The sequence below is a fragment of the Amycolatopsis sp. La24 genome (assembly GCF_029087445.1).
GTDB lineage: Bacteria > Actinomycetota > Actinomycetes > Mycobacteriales > Pseudonocardiaceae > Amycolatopsis > Amycolatopsis nivea.
Map to the genome: position 1 here is coordinate 266,349 of NZ_JARACH010000002.1, position 17,982 is coordinate 284,330.

Sequence of the window (17,982 nt, forward strand, 5' to 3'; positions counted from 1 at the left end):
CGGGCAAGCAGCGGTGGATCAGACCACGACGAGGCGTTCCACCAGCAGGCCGATGCGCTGTTCGGCAAACTCCCGCGGCTGCCGTCCCGCTCGGGTCAGCGTCGCGATCCCGTGCAGGGACGCCCAGAACAACTCGGTGAACAGTCCGGGTGCGACGCCGTCCCCGGCGACCTCGCCGAGGGTTTCCAGCAGGGCGGCGAAGGCGTCTTTCAGCTGCTCCGGGGTGTCGTCCTGCGCGAACGCGAGGCCGCCGTCGAGCTGGAAGATGGCGTCGTAGACCGCCGGGTGGCGCTCGGCGAAGTCGAGGTACGCGCGGGCGAGGGCGGTGACCCGGGCGCGCGGATCGGTCACGCCGAGGGTCGCGGCCCGCACCGCAGCCGCCAGTTCGGCGGCTCCTTCGAGAGCGACCGCGCCGATGATCTCGCGCTTGCCGCGGAAGTGGCTGTACAGCACGGGCTGGCTGTACTCGATGCGCTCGGCGAGCCTGCGGGTGGTGACCGCGTCCCAGCCCTGCTGCTCGGCGAGCTCACGGGCCGTCGCGACGATGAGGCGCTCGCGTTCCGCCTGTTCGCGCTGTTTGCGTGTGTGGACCGACATGAGCTGAGTCTAGCACTGCTAGACAACCGAGCGGCAGTAGTACTAGCATCGCCTCATCAGCTAGCAACGCTAGATTTTGGGAAGGTCATCATGCTCAGCGCACTCGCGGTCTGCACCATCGTGGTCGTCGGCGTGATGGTGGGGGTCGAGTTTTCCGTCGCCTTCGTCATCAACGCGATCCTCAACGGGCTCCCGGACGACAGCAATCAGCAAGGCCGCTCCCACGGCGGCCGGATGCTCGGCGCCCTCATGCCGTTCTGGTACATCGGTTCGCTCGTCCTGAGCGCGATCTGGGCGATCGCCGCGTGGGGCCGGCCCTGCACCAGTCTTGTCGTGATCGGGGCCGGGCTGCTGGTGGTGAGCGTGCTGATGTCGATCCTGCTGCTCGTCCCGATCAACAACCGCGGCAAGACGTGGACGGCGGAGAACCGGCCCGCGGACTGGAAAGAGCAGATGAAGCGGTGGGACCGCTACCACTACGCGCGGGTCGCGATCATCATCGCCGCCTTCGCCATGCTGGTCGCCGCGCTCGTGTGAGCCGGTGCCCCACGGGGTCACCGTGTGGCTCAGCAGCCTCACCAGCCCCGATCTTGCCCGGCGGTGCGTCCGGGACGGCCGGATTCGGGTTTCGGCCCGGTTTCGGCGGGGGTATTCCTTCAGGGTTGACCCACCGTCATCTCGGTATGGGAAGGACTGGAGTCATGGTTCGTGCGCATCGAGCCCGCGTTCGGGTGGAAGGGCTGCAGCCCGCCCAGGTGCTGGCCGTTCTGCTCGGAGTCCTGTTTCTCGCCTACGGCATCATCGGGCTCGTGAAGTCCGGGTTCGGGGATTTCACCGGACACGGTGTCACTTTGTGGCGGTTTTCCGCCAATCCGCTGAACAACGTCGTCCACGTGGTGACCGGCGTGATCGGCCTGCTGCTCGCTTTGGGTTCCGGCCGCGCGCGGACGTTCGGCTGGCTGCTCTTCATCGGCTACGGCGCGCTGTTCGTCTGGGGTCTGATGCTGACCGGGATGATCTCGGTCAATCCGGTGTCCGGCCTCGGCAACCCGCTGAACCTCGGCGACGCGGACAACTGGCTGCACCTCGGCATCGCCGTCCTGGGCCTCCTGACCGCGGTTCTCCCGGCACGGCACGGGGTTCTGCTTCCGGAGGACGAGGAACCCGTCGACGTCGACCCGGCTGTCCAGCCCCGTCGACACGAGCCCGGCGGGCATGGCTTGGCCCACTAGTCAGTCCACAGTGGAGTAACCGGGATCGCTTGCCGGGCATTTCCGGCAGCGATCCCGGCTTATTCCGTGGGGTCTTCCAGCGCCCGGTCCACCAACCGCCGTGCCGCCCCGAGGTACTGCGCCGGGTCTAACAGACCGACCAGCGTCGTTGCGTCGACGGCGCTGGTGATCTCCGGCGTGTCCGCCAGAATCTCCGACAGCGGACGGTTTTCCTCAATCGCGCGCCGGGAAGCAGTGCCCAGCAAGTCTTTCGCGCGGGCCTTGCCCAGCTTCGGCGCCAGCGCGGCCGACAGTCGTTCCGAGACGATCAACCCGTTGGTCAGCGCGAGGTTCTTCTGCATGCGGTCCGCGTGAATGTCCAGTCCTCGCACCAAATCCACGGCCGTATGGGCGGCTCCGCCGGTCAGGCGCAGACACTCGCGCAGCAGCTGCCACTCGGCCTGCCAGACGCCCGCCGAACGCTCATCCTCCGCCAGGCCGGACTGCGTAACTCCCGCCGCCAACACCGGTACTTGCAGCGCCGCCGACCGGATCAACGCCGATTGCACCGGGTTTTGCTTGTGCGGCATCGCCGAGGACCCGCCGCCGGTCGCCTCGGTCGCTTCGCCGATCTCGGTGCGGGCGAGGACCTGAACGTCGACCGCGATTTTGCCCAACGCCGTCGTCACGCCAGCCAACGCGGACACCAGTTCGGCCACCGGCGCGCGATCCGCGTGCCAGGGTAAGATTGGTGCGGTCAAACCGGTTTCCTCGGCGAAGGCGGCGACCAACCGTTCCGCGTAGTCGGCGGTGCCGTCGCCGTACTGGACGTACGCGGCCAACGTTCCTGCCGCGCCACCAATCGAGACCGGCAGCCGGAGTTCAGCGATCCGGCGTGCGGATTCCTGGACGCCCTGCCGCCAGATCGCCGCTTTCAGACCAAACGTCGTCGGAACCGCGTGGGCAGTGAGGGTGCGTCCGGGCATGACCGTCTCGCGGTGGGCGCGCGCCAGCTTGGCAAGCGCGTCCGCGATCGACGTCAGGTCCGCGGTGATCAGCCGCAGAACGTCGCGCGCGACCGACATCATCGCCGTGTCGACAATGTCCTGACTGGTCGAGCCACGGTGCACATAATCGGCGTCGTCCGGGACTTTGGCGGACAGCGTGCGCACCAAGCTGACCACGGGGTTTCCGGTCGCACGCGCGTCGCGGGCCAGTTGGACGACGTCGAGTTCGCCCTCGCCCAGCGCCCGGGCGGCTGCGGTGATGCGCTCGGCTGCCTCGGACGGGACCGTGCCGAGCCGCGCCTGCGCCCGTGCGAGCGCTGCCTCCGCGTCCAACATGGCGGCGGCGAAGGCCAGGTCACCGGTCCCCGCTTCGGCCGGGGTTCCGGCGCGCACCGGGGAGAGCAGGCCGGAATCAGGATCGGCGGTCATGCGGTCCAGCATCGCACGCCGGGTGCTTTCGGGAGGGGTGGCCGCTGACGGTTCGCAGCACGGGCGGCGGCGAGGGATGGGCTTTTGCTGACCGGCTCCGATGGCAACGGCACTGTCGCTGACCACTGTCGCGCGACGGCCGGATGCAGACGGCGCGAGCTAGCCGCAGGTGACGGCAAGCACGGCGCGGTGTCGCAGTGCGACTCGACCGACGCACGCGGGGTGCGGACGGCTGGGCGTCGGCTGCGCGACTCAGCCGAGGTGACGGCGAGCGCATGGCTGGGTGTCGGCGCGTGGACGATTGGCCTCGACGGCGCCGCCTAGCCACTGTCGGCCGCGTGTGGACGGCTGAATGTCGACGCGTGACTTGGCTGGAGCGCACTGCGCGTGGACGATTCACCGTCGACGGTGCCACCCAGCCAAAGTTGGCCGCGTGTGGACGGCTGAATGTCGACGCGTGACTTGGCTGGAGCGCACTGCGCGTGGACGATTCACCGTCGACGGTGCCACCCAGCCAAAGTTGGCCGCGTGTGGACGGCTCAGTGTCGACGCGCGACTCGGCCGAAGCGCACAGCGCGCGAACTACTGGGCGTCGGCGGCGCGCCCCAGCCGAAGGCGGCGGCTGGTGTCGGGGCGATCGACTCGGCCGAAGCGCGTGGCGTGCGCACGGCTAGGCGTCGAAGGCGCGACGCAGCCACAACTGGCCGCGCACGAACAGCCGGATGCCGCCACGACTCAGCCGAAGTCGTCGGCGAAAGCGCTGTCCGAACGGTCGCCGCTCACCCGCGAGCAAGCCGTGACCTCATAGGGCCGCCTCCACTCTGGACTCGAGCCAAGCTCCAGGCCATGTCGCCGCCTCACTCCTCATCAGACGTGGCCGAAACACCAAGCGTCACCTTCACCGGCCAGTGGCTCCGTCAGTCACCTCCCGCAGCAAGTCCGCGTGCCCGTTGTGCCGCGCATACTCCGCGATCATCGACAGCAGCATCCACCGCAGCGAGAACGGCTCTCCCGTGGTCTTCCCGATCCCCTGTGCGTCCAGCGAAGACGCCGCCGCCACGATCTCCCGGCTCCGGGCGCACTCCTCGCGCCACAAAGCCAGTGCCTCGTCGAAATCCCCGTCCAGGCGGTCGAAGTCCTGGTTCGGGTCGTCGTCCGAGTAGTGCAGCAGCGGGACGTCCTCGCCGGCGAACTGGATGCGGAACCACCATCGTTCGCAGCCCGCCAGGTGCCGGACCAGGCCGTGGAGCGACATTGTGGACGGCGGCACCGCGCGCGCCGACACGGCTTCCTGGCTCAGGCCCGCGCACTTCAGCGCCAGGGTTTCGCGGTGCCACTCCAGATAGGCCAGCAGCGTCGAGCGTTCGTCGGCGACGCGGGGGATGGGCGGGCGGTCGCTTTCGGCCACCTTGGACAGATGCTTCGGGGTCGTTGTCATGAGACGAGCGTCTCACCCGCCACCGACAATTTTCGGCGCCGTCCCGTCGCATCGGGTGCACGGGACACCGTCCGCGCGCAGCAGTGGGCTAGACCACATGGCGGGGGCGGGTAGCCGCAGAATCCGTTCCTGTCGATGCGGAATTCAGGTGAATTCCGGTGTTGATCAGCACACTCAGGCACGGTTTCCGGACGGTGTTGTCGCTCCGTCAGAGGTATCGTGATCGGCATTCCGGGGATTAATCTTCTCGGCGGCCCGTGAACTCCCGCTCCACCGAACAGCGGATGCTTCGCGGGGCCGGACGCACTAATGAAACGGTGAATACAGCGCCATGGTCGGAGCGAGTGTGCCGATGGTTGAGTTGTCGATGTACAGCCACGCCGGTGGTCAACTCGACCGGCTGTGCCGGGCAGTGGGATTTGATCCCGAAGAACGCCGTCACCTGGAACTTCTCCGGTTGTTGCTCGGGGAGTCCGGGGAAATGACCGTCGACGCTCCGGCGCAGTTCCCGTGCAATGTGGCGGACGACACTACGCCGGTGGAATTCTCGGTCGCATTCGACGCCAATGGCGAATGTGTGGTACGGGTTCTCGGCGAGACCGTCGGGGCTCCGGACCCGCGCTCCTTCCTCGCTCAGGTGGCGGGCGAATACGGCCTGGTCACCGACCGGCTCGACGCGGTGGCCGACCTCTTCCTCCCGCACGAGGAGCGCCGCGGGCCGTTCACGCTCTGGTACTCGTTGATCTTCCGCAACGGCGCCGCGCCGAAGATCAAGGTGTACCTGAACCCGCAGATCAGCGGGTCGACCATGGCGGATTCCCTGGTCAGCGAGGGGTTCCGGCGGCTGAATCTCGGCGAGGCGTTCGACCCGGTGGTCGAGCACGCGCTGCGCCGCGGTGAGCGCGACAACTTCACCTTCTTCGCGCTCGACCTCGACGACGACCCGCTGTCCCGGGTCAAGGTCTACGTCTCGCACGACGCCGCCGAGACCGAGGACGCGGTGCGCGCGGCGGAGCTGGTGCCGGGCACGGACCCGATGCTGATCCGGGAGTTCCTCGCCGTGCTCGGCGGCGGAAAAGGTCCGTTCGAAGGTCGCCCGCTGGTTTCCAGTTATTCATTTGTCGAGGGTATGGGCGGCACCCCGGGAAACTACAGTCTTTACCTCCCGATTCGGAGTTACGTGCCCGACGACGAGGTGGCCCGTGCGCGCGTGCACGCCATTCTCGCGCAATACGACTTCGACCCGACACAACTGGACAAAGCGCTGGCAGCGGTTTCGGAAAGGCCGCTGCGCGACGGCGTCGGACTGATCGCGCACGTGTCGCTGAGAATGGGCGAGTTCGGCTCCGGAATCACCGTCTACCTGTCCTCCGAGGCTTATGCGGTAGCGCCGCCGAGAAAGCGGCCGGTGCTCGGTCGGATGACCTGACGCGGTAGTTTTCGGCTGTCACCCACAACTGGAGGAAATACCCTGATGCGGACCTTCCCGCCGTACCGCTCCCAAGTCGTCGCCGAAATTCCGGTCACCACGCGTGCCGAGCGGGAACAAGCACTCGCCGCGGCGGGCTACAACGCCTTCAACCTGCCCGCGAACAAGGTCAGCATCGACCTGCTCACCGACTCCGGCACCGGCGCGGTCTCGACCCGGCAGGAGGCCGCCGCGGCCGCCGCGGACCGCTCCTACGCCGGGTCGGACTCGTTCTACCGCTTCCGCGACGCGCTGAGCGACCTCACCGGATACCCGCACCTCCTGCCGGTGCACCAGGGCCGCGCGGCCGAGCGCGTGCTGTTCTCCAGCGTGCTCGAAAGCGGCCGGATCTCGGTCAGCAACACGCACTTCGACACCACCCGCGCGAACGTCGAACTGCTCGGCGCCGAGGCGATCGACCTGCCCTGCGCGGAGTTCGGCGACCTCGACAGCCTCGAACCGTTCAAGGGCAACATCGACCTGGACGCCCTGGAACGCCTGCTGACCGGCCCGGACGGCAACCGCGTCGGCCAGGTCCTGCTCACCATCACCAACAACGGTGGTGGCGGACAGCCCGTCTCGATGGCGAACCTGGCCGCGGCGGCGAAGCTTGCGCGGACGCACGGTGTGCCGGTTTTCCTTGACGCAGCACGGTTCGCGGAGAACGCGTGGCTGGTCATCCAGCGCGAGCCGGGTTACGCGGACAAGACGCCGCGCGAGGTCGCGCGAGAGGCGTTCGGCCTGGTCGACGGCTGTGTCGCGAGCCTGAAGAAGGACGGCATCTCGCCGATGGGCGCGTTCATCGGCCTGACCGACCCGGACCTCGCCCAGACCTGCGAAACCAACCTGATCGCCACCGAAGGCTTCCGCACCTACGGCGGGCTCGCGGCGCACGACCTCGACAGCGTCGCGAAGGGCCTTCAGGAAGTCGTCGACCCGCACTACCTCGCCGCGCGCGCGGGAGAGGCGGCTCGGCTCGCGAGGCAGGCCAACGAGGCCGGGGTGGACATCGTGCAGCCGCCGGGCATCCACGCGCTCTACCTCAACGCGGGACGTCTGCTGCCGCATCTGTCCGCCTCGCGGTTCCCGGGCCATTCGCTGGCCTGCGAGCTGTACCTGGCGGGCGGAATCCGGTGTGTGGAACTGGGTTCGCTCTACCTCGGCACGCTCGACGAGCAGAACGAGCTGATCACCCCGGCCCCGTTCGAGCTGGTCCGGATGGCGCTGCCGCGGCGCGTGTACAGCCAGGGCCACTACGACTACGTGGCCGAAATCCTCGGCGACATCGCGAAAAACCCGGAGCAGGTGCCCGGCTACCGGATCGTGGAAGCGCCGAAGATCCTGCGGCACTTCAATCTCCGGATGGCCCCGGTGCACTGAGGACAGACGAACGAGGGGGCTCCCCGCGCCGGGAACCCCCTCGCTGGTCGGAAAGCCCGGCTCAGGCGGGTTGCGGAACCACCGTCATCGCGTGCTTCACCAGCCGGATCAGCGCGATCTTGCTCGAATCCCGCTGCCGCGCGTCGCACATCACGATCGGGACGCCGTCGGGCACCACGAGCGCCTCGCGGATCTCGTCGGCGGTGTAGCGCGGCGCGTTGTCGAAGCAGTTCACCGCCACGACGAACGGGATCTTCCGCCGCTCGAAGAAGTCGACCGCCGCGAAGCTGGTCTCCAGGCGGCGCGTGTCGACCAGCACGACGGTGCCGATCGCGCCGCGCGCCAGGTCGTCCCACATGAACCAGAACCGTTCCTGGCCAGGGGTGCCGAACAGGTACAGCACGTGCCGCGGCGAGATGGTGATCCGGCCGAAGTCGAGCGCGACCGTGGTGGTCTTCTTCTGCTCCACTCCGGACAGGTCGTCGACGCCGGTGCTCGCCTCGGTGAGCACCTCCTCGGTGGACAGCGGCGGGATTTCGCTGACCGAGGCGACCATGGTGGTCTTCCCGGCGCCGAACCCGCCCGCGACGATGATCTTGACCGGGGTCGGCACCGACGCCGCGGCGTCTTCAGAGCTTGATGAGGCCATCGAGAACCGCCTGGAGAGTTTCGTGGTCCGGCACCTGGGCCGGCTGACGGGACGGGGCGCGGGTGATGACGAGGCCGCGGTCGATCAGGTCCCCGCACAGCACGCGCACGACGCCGAGCGGCAGCTTCACGTACACCGCGATCTCGGCCACCGACAAGGGTCTGCGGCACAGCTGCGTGATCGCCAGGTGCTCCGGGCCGAGCCCGACCGGGTCCGATCCCTGCTGCAGGGTCATCACCTGGGTGGAAAGGTCGAGCTGGTGTTCGGACGGGGTCCGCCCGCTCGTGATCGTGTACGGCCGGACCAGGGGTCCGGCGGCCTCGTCGTACCAGCCGTCGTCGCTCATGTCGCCTCCCGCAGCAGGTTCGCGGCCTCGCGCGGCGCCGACGCCAGGTAGTCGCCGACGCGCTTGACCAGCCGGTTCATCTCGTACGCGATCATTTCGACATCGATGTCCGCGCCGGCGAGCACGGCGAGGCACGCGCCCTGCCCCGCCGCCGAGACGAACAGGTACCCGCGTTCCATCTCGATCATGTTCTGCAGCACCGGCCCGCGGTTGAACTGCCTGCTCACCCCTTTGGCGAGGCTCTGCAGGCTCGACGCGATGGCCGAGAGCTGGTCCGAGTCGTCCTTGCTCATCCCGGACGACTTGCCGAGCAGCAGGCCGTCGGCGGACAGCACGATGGCGTTCTGCGCGCCGACGACGCGGTTGACGACGTCGTCGAGCAGCCAATTGAGATCAGGGGTGGAATTCCCGTACTCGTTCATGCGGACAGACCCTGACTTTCGGTGTGGTGAGGTGTTCGGTCGTTATGAGTCATTTTGCCCGCCTCGCGCCCGGCGGGTGCCCTTGTGGAACGCCATCAGCGTCCGCGCGGTGGTCTCGCCCGCGTTGGTCACGTCCGCCTCGGCGGCGGCGTCCGGGTCGTCGTGCAGCTGGGCGACGAGGTTCTGCTGCGGCTGCCGGCGGGGCAGCCGGGGCCGGTCGTCGCCCTGCAGCCCGCTGAGGTCCGGTTCGGCGGCGCGCGGCGCGGCCGGGACGTCCGGGATCTGGCCCGCGGACGGGGGATACGGCTCCGGGGTGCGCGGGCTCGGCGTCGGAAGCGGACGGGCCGGGTACGGCCGCGGCGTCGGCTGCGGAGTCTCCGGGACCGAGCGCTGGACGGCGCTTTCCTGCGCGGGCGCGCCGACCTGGGCCAGTGCCGGGGCCTCGTCCGCGGGCTCGGGCGCGTTCGCGTCGGCGAGGTGGTTCGACGGGATCAGCACGGTCGCCCGGGTGCCGCCGTACCGCGACGGGTCGAAGGTGACCGTGATGCCGAGCCGCGAAGCCAGCCGCGCGACCACGAACAGGCCGAGGCTGGAGTCCGCGCGCAGGGCCATCGCGTCGAATTCGGGCGCGTCGGCCATCATCGCGTTAGCCCACTCGCGCACGCCCTCCTTCATGCCCAGCCCCTGGTCGGACACGTCGACCACGACGCCGCGCGCGACCATCCGGCTGGTCACCTCGACCTGCGAACCCGGCGGGGAGAACGACGTCGCGTTGTCGACCAGCTCGGCGACGAGGTGAATGGTGTCGGCGACCGCGGTGCCGACGATCGCGACGTCCGGCACCTGCTCGACCTGCACCCGCGAGTACTGCTCGGTTTCCGAGACGGCCGCGCGCAGCACCTCCATCAGCGAAACCGGTTTGCGCCAGCGCCGTCCGGGCTGCTTGCCGCCGAGGATGATCAGGTTCTCGGTGGTCCGCCGGGCGCGCGCGGCGAGGTGGTCGAGCTGGAACAGCGAAGCCAGCTGGGTCGAGTTCTCTTCGCGGCTTTCCATTTCGTCCAAGATCTGCAGCTGCCGGTGCACCAGCACCTGGTTGCGGTGGGCGATGCCGAGGAACACGTTGTGCACACCGCTGCGCGCCTTCGCCTCGCTCGCGGCCGCGTTGACCGCGGTCAGCTGCGCGGTGTTGAAGGCCTCGGCCACCTGGCCGATCTCGTCCCGGCCGTGGTCCAGCTTCGGCAGCTCGGCCTCGATGTCCACCGGATCGCCGCTCTTGAGCCTGCGGACGATGTTCGGCAGCCGGTTGCGCGCCAGGTCGAGCGAGTCGTTGCGCAGCCGCTCGAGGCGCGTCATCAGGGTCCGGTCGACGAGCGACCGCGACACCCGCACCGCGACGATGATCGCGGCCAGCGAGGCGAGCAGGGCCACGATGCTGCCGATGATCGCGTTGCGCAGCTGCGCATTCCCGGAGTCGATCGCGGCGGCGGAAACCTGGTCGGCCTGTTCGATGGTGAGCTGGTTCAGACCTTGCGCGACCTGTGCGGTCAGCGCGTGCCAGTCGCCCGCCGATACCGGGACGTTGTTCTGGTCGCCGCTGGTCCACGGGCCGTGCTTGATCAGCGAGTCCTCGGCCGCGTTGAGCCGTTTCCACGCGTCGCTCGTCGAAAGCTGCTGGTAGTGCTGGCGCACGGCCGGTTCGAGGAACGGCGAGATCTGCGCCAGCTGCGTGCGGTAGTAGCCGACCAGCTGGGAGAACTGGACGAAGTCGTCCGGCGCGAAGGTGCCGCCGGAGAACGCGGCCGACACCAGCGACGTCTCGCGCGACATCAGGTCGCCCGCGCGGAACAGCGAGGTCGCCGAGATCGCGCCCTGCACCGCGGTCGCGTCGGGGACGATGCGCGCCTGCGTGTCGAACAGCGTCGCCGCGGAGTCGAGGACGCCGTTGTAGTAGGAGTTGACCTGCGCGCGGTTGATGCTGCGGAAGTTGACCTGCGAGCGCAGCACCGGCAGCTGGTCGAGCTGCGCCTTCAGCGCGGTGACCTTGCCGGCGATCTCGTCCGGCGCGCTGGAAATGGTGGCGGCGAAGGCGTCCTGCAGACCCTTCAGCTTGCCGTCGCTGTCCTGCTCCTGTTGCTGCAGCTGCTGCGGGCCGGAGCTGGGGCTGTCGAGGTACTGCAGGGCGAGCTGGCGTTCCTGCTGCAGCGACGACAGCGCGGTGAGCGCGGGGATCGAAACGTCACGCACCGAGCCCGCGACGAGCCGCACGTACAAGCCGTTGATGAAGAAGGCCGTCGCCAGCACCGCCCACAACACGAGCAGGGTGATGCTCGGGATCAGGACCGTCCGGGTCAGCCTCTTCCGGATCGACTTGTCGTACGCCTTGCCGGGATCGTCCTTGTTCTCCACGATGATTCACGAACTCCTGGGTCACCCTCGGCGAGAGTGCGGACACGGCCGGGGAAGCGGACACGCCAGTGGGTGCGAGTGGTCCTCGTCACGGAAATCTCGGATACACCCTTCGTAGGCCCACCGAACGGAACAGCCCCGGTTTCTATCACGAACGGGGGCCTCGTGGTGCCGCTGAACGTGCGGCCGAACGCGGTCTTGACGCCGGTTACCGACGGTAGCGGCGGGTTCCCCCGGCGTTTCCCGAGGCCCTGGCCCTGACTGCGGATTCCGGACCAACGGGCTGGGCTGAATGAGTGATTCAAAAAGTGTCCGGACACTCAGTCGAGGTTCCGGGTGGTGGAACTGTCGGCGAATTGACTTGTCGACAGTTGCTGTCCACAGTGGACTAATGAGCGACCCCGAGGTGTCGGGCCGAGGAACGGAAGCAGTTCGATGCCGTCCTGAAGCGCGGCGAGGGTGCGCAGGACTCCGGCGCCGCCGGTGGCGACGTCGGCGGACAGTCGTAGCAGGCGAGCGCCGGGGAAGGCAAGGCCGCCGCGGAACGGGACCGCGTACCAGGAAAGCCGCGTCAGGTGCCGGTCGATCGCGTCCTGCGTGCGCCGGTCCGGCGTGCTGCTGAAGGCCAGTCCGGCGGCGAGTCCGCAGCGGCCGTTCAGCAGGCCGGGATGGAGCGCGAACTCCCCGCGGCACGCGACGCGCAGTGCGGGCAGGCTGCGCGCGGCCTTCGCGTCGAAGCGGTACCGCGCCAGTTGTTCGGTGACGATCAGGATTCCGGCGCTGCCGATTCCCGCCCCGCGGCGCGAACCGCGGTTGCCGTCGCGGACCGGCAGCGAGCCGTCCAGCGCCGGGACGCATTCCTCCAGGTCGCGTTCGAGTGCCTGGTCGGCGAACGACAGCCAGGCCGGTTCGCCGGTGCGTTCGTAGAGCCGGAGGAACAGCAGCGCGGGGCCGGACCAGCCGTACAGAAGCCCGGCTCGCGCGGTCGCTCCCGGCGGTTCCGCGGTGTCCAGTGCCTCGGCGAGCCGGATGCCGATGTTCAGTGCCTGCCTGCCGAATTCGTTGTCGCCGCGGGTCGCGGCGAAGTGCAGCCGGGTCAGGCCGACGCCGGCCAGCCCGCTCGCGAGATCGTGGCCGACGGTCTGGTCCACCAGCGCGCGCGAGGCGGCGAGGAGATCGGCCGCGGCCTTCCGGTAGCCGAATTCCTCCAGCACGTAAGCGATTCCGTGGCTGCCGTCGTAGAAACCCGCGCGGCTGGGCTGTTCTCCCTCGATCGCTTCCAGCAGCCACTGCTCGTGCTCGGGAAACCGGCCGACGCCCGCGACGTGCAGCGAGTGCAGCACGCCCGCCGCGCCGGTGCCGAAGGTCGCGCCGCCGACGCGGAACTGCTCGATGTCGCCGGGGAACAGGCGATCCCGCCGCTCCGGGGTCGCGCACGCGAGCAGGGCTTCGGCGATCTGCTTGCGCACCAGGGTCCAATCGGGGCGGGGTTCGTCGAGTTCGGTGTGCGCGGGCTCGGTGTGCGGTGCGATGCTGTCGGCGTACCCGGCGGGCAGCGAGAACCGGCGTTCGGTGAGCTCAGCCGCCCAGCGGAGGCGTTCCGGCACCAGGTGATAGAGCGGGGCCAGCGGCAGGAAGAGGCGCAGCCGCAGGGCGGTTTCGTCGCGGTCGAAGCCGGTCAGCGACACCGTGCCGGAACTGTCGACCAGGATGTTGCGCGGGTTTTCGAGCACGACGCCGCGTTCGGCGGCTTCGGCGACGATCCGGTCGACCTGCGCCACCACGGACAACGCCTGCCTGCGGTAGGCGGCGAGGTCGGCTTCGGGGCAGTCGCGGCGGGTGAGCGGGTAATGCCGGGTGAGCCAGACGTCCAGCGGCAGTCCCTGCCGGTACTCCCGCACCAGGTAATGCCGCTGTCCGGGCAGGTAGGCGTGGGTCTTCGGGATGCCGGGGATTCCGGCGAGCCGCTCGAAAAGGTCGTGTTTGCGCTCCAGCCGCGCGACCGCGTCGACGCCGTCGACGTCCAGTCCGGTGTAGGGCCAGGCCTCCTCGACGAGCACTTGCTCGCCACCGCGTTCGGCCAGGTAGACGGCGGTGCCGTGGGCTTGGCGGAGCACCTCGGCGACCCGGTGCGGCGGCATCGGCGCGTCGGTGTACTCCGCGACGCAGTCGGGGATCCGGACCCAGTTCGGCACGGAGAACTCCGGGCCCCGCGGCGCGGGTTCGAGCGCGCTGCTCGGCCTGCGCAACGCGGGCACGCGAGCGCCGCCGTGCTCGGTCCACAGGGGCGTGAATCCGCCGTAATGCACGTGAATCGGGCATTCCCCGCAACGGAGCGCGCCGTCGATATCCGGTCCGGGCTCGCCGGTGAGGAGTTCGGAAAGATCGTCGAGGATCCGTTCGAGGGCGTTATTGTCGGGAGGATAAGTAGTGGCCAGTGCACCGGTTCCGCCGGTCGTCGGATATTCGGCATTGCGGTCGAGGAAAATCGACCGGGAACGCAGATGCCGGTGGTGCAGCCCGGCGGTCTGGCAGTACTCGCGGACGCGGTCCAGTACCCGGTCGGCATTGCCCGGAGCGGCGGAAATCTCCACGGCCCAGCCCTGTTCCGGCAAAACGGCTCCGGCGGGGTGGAGGTAACGCCAGTGTCCGTGGTCCTCGGAAGTCCATTGTGGACTGTAGAGCGGGGCGGCCAGGTCGTCGGCGGATATTTCCCGCCGGCGGTCGAAGAACCACGGATCGGCGAGGCAGAATGCCTCGTGCCGGACGTTCATGAAAGTGGATCCTTCCGCGTGTGCGCTTCTCCGGTTCTCCGGCGACGGAAACCATTCCCGCACAGCTTCGGCGTCGCGCCAATCCGCCATTTCAGCGTTCGGCGGACCCGAGCGGGGCGAGGATAAAACCGGCGGCCGCGAACCGAGAGTGAGTCACCGTCGCCCGGTCGAGCGGGATTTCCGTGGCATTCAGGAATTGACGGAATGCCAGCGACCCGTTCCGGTGAACGTGGCCCCGGCCACGCCGTCGGCCCCTCGCCCGTCCGGGGCGGTGAGCCAGGCGGGTACGTTGAGGCCGGCGGGCAGAAGGAGGAACGGGTGATCGTCGGGTTCGCGATAGCGGTCGCTGGATGCGCCGCGCTCGTCGCGCTGTGGAGTTTCGTCCAGGCAGCGCGCAAGAAACTCCCGGACACCCCGCTGCTCGTCGCGCTCGCGGTGATCGAGGTGCTGCTGGTCGCCCAGCTCGTGATCGGGATCGTGCTGCTCGCGAGCGGGCACCACCCGGGCAGCCTCGCGACCTACCTCGCCTACCTGATCGGCTGCCTCGTCGTGCTGCCGGTCGGCGCGGCGTGGGCGCTTGCCGAGCAGAGCCGGTCGAGCACGGTCGTGCTCGGCATCGCCTGCCTGGCCATTCCGGTGATGGTGCTGCGACTGAACGAGGTGTGGAGTGGAGCAAGCGCGTAAGACGGCCACCGGCCCCGGCCGGATCCTGGTCGCGGTGTACGCCATCTTCGCGCTCGCCGCGACGTCGCGGGCGGGCGTCCAGATCGGCACGAAATTCCACGAGGCGCCGCTGGCGTACGTGCTGTCGGCCTTCGCCGCGGTGGTCTACATCCTGGCCACGGTCGCGCTCGCGCGCGGCGGCCGGACGTGGTGGCGGATCGCGCTCGCCGCGTGCACCGTCGAACTGCTGGGCGTGCTGACCGTCGGCACCCTGAGCATTTTCGACCGGCAGGCGTTCCCGGACGCCACGGTCTGGTCGGTGTACGGACAGGGGTACCTGTTCATCCCGCTGGTGCTCCCGGTGATCGGCCTGTACTGGCTGCGCCGGACCCGGGTCGCCGGCTGAGGAACAGTACGCGGAACTGTCCGTAGCGGCGGCGGCAGCGGAAGAACAGGTGGTCCCCGGCTACTTTCGCCGGTTCTGGTTCCTGGGCGACGCCCTGATGATCGGGGTTCCCCGTCCCCACCGGAACCGCGGCGACGAAGCCGCAGAAACGAGAGACCATGCGTTTGCGCACCTGTTTACTCGTGCTCGCTACCGCGCTTGGCCTGGCCGGATTCGCCGGAGAGGCAGCCGCTGCCAGCGGACCGGCCGCGACCCCGGCGATCATCGGCGGCGGTTACGCCTCCAACGCCCCGTGGGCCGCGCGGCTGTTCGTGAACGGGCAGCAGAACTGCACGGCCACGATCATCGCGCCGCAGTACATCCTCACCGCGAAGCACTGCGTCGCCTCCAGCGGCACCTACACCTTCCGCATCGGCAGCCTCGACCAGAGCAGCGGCGGCACGATGGCCACCGGCGCCGCGATCACGCGCTACCCCGGCGCTGCTGACCTGGCCATCGTCCGGTTGTCCAGCTCGGTGAACGCGACGTACTCGCCGCTCGGCACCTCGACCGACGTCCGCGCCGGGCAGACCGTGCAGGTGTACGGCTGGGGCGCGACGAGCCGCTGCGGTTCGGAGATCAACTGCCAGTCGCGGTACCTGAAGGTGGCCAACGTGCGCGTCACGACGCCGTCGTGCAGCGACTACGAAGGCGGCGTCGCGGTGTGCGCGACGTACGGCGACGGCATCACCGCGGGCGGCGACTCGGGCGGCCCGATGTTCGCGTCCGGACGCCAGGTGGGCGTCGCGTCGACCAGCGACCGGCAGAGCAGCACCGCGTACACCAACATCACGCGGTACCGCAGCTGGATCTCGCAGGTCGCGGGCGTCTGAGTTTTCCGACGTCTGATTTTGTCGGTGGTCCGGCCTAGTGTTGGGAGTGCGCACCGATTCCGTTGCGCGGAGGAGGAGAACATGCCCGACAAGCTGATCCCGGGGCCGGACCACCCGATCACCGTTGAGCCCAACCCCGCGCGGGTGGTGGTCAAGGCAGGCGAGAAGACCATCGCCGACACCACCCGCGCGCAGGTGCTGCGCGAGGCCAGCTATCCGCCGGTGCAGTACATCCCGTTGGAAGATGTCGACCTGGCGATGCTGTCGCCCACCGAGCACCGCACGCACTGCCCGTACAAGGGCGACGCTTCCTACTACAGCCTCGCCGCGGTGCCGGACGGCGAGAACGCGGTGTGGGTGTACGAGGCTCCGTACGACGCGGTGGCTGCGATCAAGGGGCACGTCGCGTTCTATCCGGATCGGGTGGAGATCGAGGAGGTCGGTTAAGGGGTGCTTGCTTTGGCGCAGGGCTGATCCTGATTCGCTGGCCTGGTGCGCTGCTGATGCGGGATTGGCGCTGATCCGGCACGCTCCGCGTGCGAGAGATCCGGATTCGGCGTCGCTCGCGGCGAGGTGCGGCTCAGCAGTCCGGTGCTGGGCTGCGGTGCGGTGTTGATTGGCGCTTCGGCGCTGGTCTGCGGTGTTCAGCGGTTCAGCGCGCCTCAGCGGCGCGTGCTGATCAGCGCTTCGGTGCGGCTCGGCGGTTTGGTGCTGAGCTGCGGTGCGGTTCAGTGCGGCCCGGCGGTGCGTGCTGATCATTGGGTCGGCGCGGCGCAGCGGTGTGGTGCTGGTCAGCGGCTCAGCGGTGCGTGCGGGTCAGCGGTTCGGTGCGGTTCAGCGGTCCACTTCGAGCCAGGACGCCTCTCCTGCTTGGTGCAGTGCGTTCCACAGCAGGTTGAGGGGATGGCTGTCCGGGTACGAGGATCGTTCGCCGCGTCGGGCGAACACGCCGACGAGGAGTTCGAGTTTCGGCTCGATGTCGTCGACGAGGCCGATGGTGCGCAATCCGGAGGCGGCGTGCAGGCGGTTTTCGCCCGCGGCCTCGCCGAGTCCCTGCGTGACGAGCATGCAGCCGCGGATCAAGCCCGAGCGGAGCAGTTCGAATCCGTATTGCGCGGAGTCGATCTCGGCGACGATGTCGAGCCGGTTGCGGTAGTCGGAGCCGAACCAGCCGCGCATAAAGTCGTTGATCACGCCGCCGCTGGGCACGACGAGCGGAAGCGTCGGCAATTGGCTGGTGGCGACGGACTCGCCGGGTTTCGGAGTGTCCATATTGGTCACGATGCCGAGTCCGCTGCGCCGCCATTCGAGCACGTCGACGGAGTCGAGCGCGCTGGTCGTGACCACGCTGCCGCACACCAGGTCCACGTCCTTGGCCAGCAACCGGTCGATCAGGTCCTTGGTGCGCACGTGCACCACGTTGAGTTCGATGTCGCGGGCGCGGAACTGCTCCGCCACGAGATCGCCGGCGTGGGCGAGGCTGCCGAGGGTGTAGCGAGTCGCGCCGACGGTGAGCGTTCCGCCGAGTTCGCGCCGGCATTCGTGAATGGTGTCCAGCCATTCGGTGAGCGTGCGGCGCGCTTGCTGCGCGACGGCGCGTCCGGTGTCGGTGAAAAGAACGTCGCGGCCGCGTCCCTGGCGGTGCAACAATGGTTCCCCGCACAATTCCGAGAAATTTCGGTTGAGAGTGTCGAGTTGTTTTTGCACACTGGACTGGTCGCGGCCGAGCGTGCGGGCCGCGGCGAGGGCGGTGCCGGTTTCCGCGACCGTGATCAGCGTGCGCAACTGGTCGAACGTCGTGTCGAGCAGGGCAGGCGACGAGCGCAGGAGCCTGCTGAGCACGTTGAACGACGGCGACCGGAACGGGCTGGGTGCGGACATCGGGCAGGGCTCGCCTTCTCATTCTCTTCGCGG

The 17,982-nt window shown here is 68.8% G+C and carries 18 protein-coding genes; 9 read left to right on the forward strand and 9 right to left on the reverse strand.

The window, feature by feature from the left end:
- Positions 1-18: 18 nt before the first annotated feature.
- Complete coding sequence (locus PUT80_RS04905; protein WP_275291229.1) at positions 19-597, reverse strand: TetR/AcrR family transcriptional regulator; 579 nt, start codon at positions 595-597, stop codon at positions 19-21.
- A gap of 90 nt (positions 598-687) precedes the next feature.
- On the opposite strand from PUT80_RS04905, the gene PUT80_RS04910 reads away from it, so the two are divergent.
- Together PUT80_RS04910 and PUT80_RS04915 are read left to right on the forward strand one after the other, a co-directional pair.
- Complete coding sequence (locus tag PUT80_RS04910; RefSeq protein WP_275291230.1) at positions 688-1,134, forward strand: DUF1772 domain-containing protein; 447 nt, start codon at positions 688-690, stop codon at positions 1,132-1,134.
- Between the two features lie 164 nt (positions 1,135-1,298).
- Positions 1,299-1,829, forward strand: a complete 531-nt coding sequence (locus PUT80_RS04915; protein WP_134663819.1) for a DUF4383 domain-containing protein — start codon at positions 1,299-1,301, stop codon at positions 1,827-1,829.
- 59 nt (positions 1,830-1,888) lie between these two features.
- Here PUT80_RS04915 and PUT80_RS04920 read toward each other — a convergent pair whose 3' ends face one another.
- Positions 1,889-3,244 carry an adenylosuccinate lyase family protein gene (locus tag PUT80_RS04920; protein ID WP_275291231.1) on the reverse strand — a complete coding sequence of 452 codons (1,356 nt, stop codon included), beginning with the start codon at positions 3,242-3,244 and terminating at the stop codon, positions 1,889-1,891.
- Positions 3,245-3,869: 625 nt separating this feature from the next.
- On the opposite strand from PUT80_RS04920, the gene PUT80_RS04925 reads away from it, so the two are divergent.
- Entirely contained in the window at positions 3,870-4,052 is a 183-nt protein-coding gene (locus PUT80_RS04925; protein WP_275291232.1) for a hypothetical protein, read from the forward strand.
- 90 nt (positions 4,053-4,142) lie between these two features.
- Here the strand turns inward: PUT80_RS04925 and PUT80_RS04930 are convergent, their stop codons facing one another.
- The gene (locus PUT80_RS04930) at positions 4,143-4,682 is read right to left on the reverse strand and encodes a DinB family protein (RefSeq protein WP_275291233.1); all 540 of its coding nucleotides are present in this window, start codon (positions 4,680-4,682) and stop codon (positions 4,143-4,145) included.
- A gap of 352 nt (positions 4,683-5,034) precedes the next feature.
- On the opposite strand from PUT80_RS04930, the gene PUT80_RS04935 reads away from it, so the two are divergent.
- Positions 5,035-6,111, forward strand: a complete 1,077-nt coding sequence (locus PUT80_RS04935) for a tryptophan dimethylallyltransferase family protein (protein WP_037807697.1) — start codon at positions 5,035-5,037, stop codon at positions 6,109-6,111.
- A 45-nt stretch (positions 6,112-6,156) separates the two neighbouring features.
- Positions 6,157-7,530 (forward strand): tryptophanase, encoded by a 1,374-nt coding sequence (locus tag PUT80_RS04940; RefSeq protein WP_275291234.1) that lies wholly within the window; start codon positions 6,157-6,159, stop codon positions 7,528-7,530.
- A gap of 61 nt (positions 7,531-7,591) precedes the next feature.
- Here PUT80_RS04940 and PUT80_RS04945 read toward each other — a convergent pair whose 3' ends face one another.
- From PUT80_RS04945 to PUT80_RS04965, 5 genes are all read right to left on the reverse strand, one after another.
- Positions 7,592-8,179, reverse strand: coding sequence for an ATP/GTP-binding protein (locus PUT80_RS04945; RefSeq protein ID WP_009071593.1), 588 nt, complete (start codon positions 8,177-8,179; stop codon positions 7,592-7,594).
- Positions 8,160-8,525, reverse strand: a complete 366-nt coding sequence (locus PUT80_RS04950) for a DUF742 domain-containing protein (RefSeq protein WP_037807351.1) — start codon at positions 8,523-8,525, stop codon at positions 8,160-8,162. Before PUT80_RS04950 ends, PUT80_RS04945 begins: the two co-directional genes overlap by 20 nt.
- Positions 8,522-8,947, reverse strand: coding sequence for a roadblock/LC7 domain-containing protein (locus PUT80_RS04955; protein ID WP_009071597.1), 426 nt, complete (start codon positions 8,945-8,947; stop codon positions 8,522-8,524). Before PUT80_RS04955 ends, PUT80_RS04950 begins: the two co-directional genes overlap by 4 nt.
- 42 nt (positions 8,948-8,989) lie before the next feature.
- A complete protein-coding gene (locus PUT80_RS04960; RefSeq protein WP_275291235.1) occupies positions 8,990-11,353 on the reverse strand; it encodes a nitrate- and nitrite sensing domain-containing protein in 2,364 nt (787 codons plus the stop codon).
- Between the two features lie 320 nt (positions 11,354-11,673).
- Positions 11,674-14,127, reverse strand: coding sequence for a serine/threonine protein kinase (locus tag PUT80_RS04965; protein WP_275291236.1), 2,454 nt, complete (start codon positions 14,125-14,127; stop codon positions 11,674-11,676).
- A 318-nt stretch (positions 14,128-14,445) separates the two neighbouring features.
- Between PUT80_RS04965 and PUT80_RS04970 the strand changes: the two genes are divergently transcribed.
- From PUT80_RS04970 to PUT80_RS04985, 4 genes are all read left to right on the forward strand, one after another.
- Positions 14,446-14,811 carry a hypothetical protein gene (locus tag PUT80_RS04970; RefSeq protein ID WP_037807356.1) on the forward strand — a complete coding sequence of 122 codons (366 nt, stop codon included), beginning with the start codon at positions 14,446-14,448 and terminating at the stop codon, positions 14,809-14,811.
- Between the two features lie 22 nt (positions 14,812-14,833).
- A complete protein-coding gene (locus PUT80_RS04975; protein ID WP_134732665.1) occupies positions 14,834-15,196 on the forward strand; it encodes a hypothetical protein in 363 nt (120 codons plus the stop codon).
- A 158-nt stretch (positions 15,197-15,354) separates the two neighbouring features.
- Positions 15,355-16,068 (forward strand): trypsin-like serine protease, encoded by a 714-nt coding sequence (locus tag PUT80_RS04980; RefSeq protein ID WP_134663805.1) that lies wholly within the window; start codon positions 15,355-15,357, stop codon positions 16,066-16,068.
- Between the two features lie 81 nt (positions 16,069-16,149).
- A complete protein-coding gene (locus PUT80_RS04985; protein ID WP_037807362.1) occupies positions 16,150-16,515 on the forward strand; it encodes a DUF427 domain-containing protein in 366 nt (121 codons plus the stop codon).
- Positions 16,516-16,902: 387 nt separating this feature from the next.
- Here the strand turns inward: PUT80_RS04985 and PUT80_RS04990 are convergent, their stop codons facing one another.
- Positions 16,903-17,949 (reverse strand): LysR family transcriptional regulator, encoded by a 1,047-nt coding sequence (locus tag PUT80_RS04990; protein WP_037807364.1) that lies wholly within the window; start codon positions 17,947-17,949, stop codon positions 16,903-16,905.
- Positions 17,950-17,982: the final 33 nt, after the last annotated feature.

Coding starts and splice junctions, on each gene's coding strand:
- PUT80_RS04910 (WP_275291230.1), top strand. CDS start 688: ATGCTCAGCGCACTCGCGGTCTGCACCATCGTGGTCGTCGGCGTGATG.
- PUT80_RS04980 (WP_134663805.1), top strand. CDS start 15,355: ATGCGTTTGCGCACCTGTTTACTCGTGCTCGCTACCGCGCTTGGCCTG.
- PUT80_RS04905 (WP_275291229.1), bottom strand. CDS start 597: ATGTCGGTCCACACACGCAAACAGCGCGAACAGGCGGAACGCGAGCGC.
- PUT80_RS04920 (WP_275291231.1), bottom strand. CDS start 3,244: ATGACCGCCGATCCTGATTCCGGCCTGCTCTCCCCGGTGCGCGCCGGA.
- PUT80_RS04985 (WP_037807362.1), top strand. CDS start 16,150: ATGCCCGACAAGCTGATCCCGGGGCCGGACCACCCGATCACCGTTGAG.
- PUT80_RS04950 (WP_037807351.1), bottom strand. CDS start 8,525: ATGAGCGACGACGGCTGGTACGACGAGGCCGCCGGACCCCTGGTCCGG.
- PUT80_RS04955 (WP_009071597.1), bottom strand. CDS start 8,947: ATGAACGAGTACGGGAATTCCACCCCTGATCTCAATTGGCTGCTCGAC.
- PUT80_RS04965 (WP_275291236.1), bottom strand. CDS start 14,127: ATGAACGTCCGGCACGAGGCATTCTGCCTCGCCGATCCGTGGTTCTTC.
- PUT80_RS04935 (WP_037807697.1), top strand. CDS start 5,035: ATGGTTGAGTTGTCGATGTACAGCCACGCCGGTGGTCAACTCGACCGG.
- PUT80_RS04930 (WP_275291233.1), bottom strand. CDS start 4,682: ATGACAACGACCCCGAAGCATCTGTCCAAGGTGGCCGAAAGCGACCGC.
- PUT80_RS04940 (WP_275291234.1), top strand. CDS start 6,157: ATGCGGACCTTCCCGCCGTACCGCTCCCAAGTCGTCGCCGAAATTCCG.
- PUT80_RS04945 (WP_009071593.1), bottom strand. CDS start 8,179: ATGGCCTCATCAAGCTCTGAAGACGCCGCGGCGTCGGTGCCGACCCCG.
- PUT80_RS04915 (WP_134663819.1), top strand. CDS start 1,299: ATGGTTCGTGCGCATCGAGCCCGCGTTCGGGTGGAAGGGCTGCAGCCC.
- PUT80_RS04990 (WP_037807364.1), bottom strand. CDS start 17,949: ATGTCCGCACCCAGCCCGTTCCGGTCGCCGTCGTTCAACGTGCTCAGC.